The 764-nt window shown below is 28.4% G+C and carries 2 protein-coding genes; both read right to left on the reverse strand.

Going from position 1 to position 764, the window contains the following annotated elements; translation table 11 throughout:
- The coding region (locus GOQ24_RS16355) for an acyltransferase (protein WP_160340176.1) at positions 1-421 on the reverse strand (421 nt) is incomplete at its 3' end.
- The coding region (locus tag GOQ24_RS16590; RefSeq protein WP_208103243.1) for a hypothetical protein at positions 418-764 on the reverse strand (347 nt) is incomplete at its 5' end. The genes GOQ24_RS16590 and GOQ24_RS16355, both read right to left, overlap by 4 nt.

Consider the following 764-nt stretch of genomic DNA (forward strand, 5'->3'; position numbering starts at 1 on the left):
TTCTAAGACCAAGTTCTTTTACACTACCTATTACCTTAGCAGGATTTCCTCCAACGATAGAATCGTTAGGAACACTTTTCGTAATTACAGAACCAGCTGCCACAATAACATTATTTCCAATTGTTATTCCTGGCATTAACAAAGCATTATTTCCAATGTAAACATTATCTCCAATTTTTATTTTACCAAAAAAATCAAAATTTGGATTTTCTTTACGAAATACTCTTGCTGCCCCATGACAAAAAAACTTAACATCAGCTGTTACTCTAACATCATCGCCAATTTCAATTAAATAAGGTTCAGATCCAAAATATTTAGTGCTTAACAAACTATTTTTACCAACTTTAACTCCAAGATATTGAGCATATTTATTGCAGCTCCAAAACCTTTTTCTATACCAATTCAATATTCTATTTATCATCTTTTTAGAGTTCTAATTATATTAAGATCCTTTTTTAAATTAACTACGTGTAATATTCTCAACAAATACAAATATCCTATTAAAAACAGAGGTAAATACAATAAATTATACATGAATTTCAAAGATAACCAAGTATCTAAGCTATAAAAACCTACGATTACAAGCGTCATTGACAAAACCACTTTCAATGTATAAATCAATTCCCGATATGTTGCTTCTGATCGATATACCTTTCTTGAAACATAGTAATTAATAAAATAGCTAATGATACATGTTACTAAATAACCGTACATCAAAATTTCAATACTCTTGTAATAAACTCCAATAACTAAGGATACAATAT

The sequence above is a fragment of the Myroides sp. LoEW2-1 genome (assembly GCF_009767705.1).
GTDB classification, from domain to species: domain Bacteria; phylum Bacteroidota; class Bacteroidia; order Flavobacteriales; family Flavobacteriaceae; genus Flavobacterium; species Flavobacterium album_A.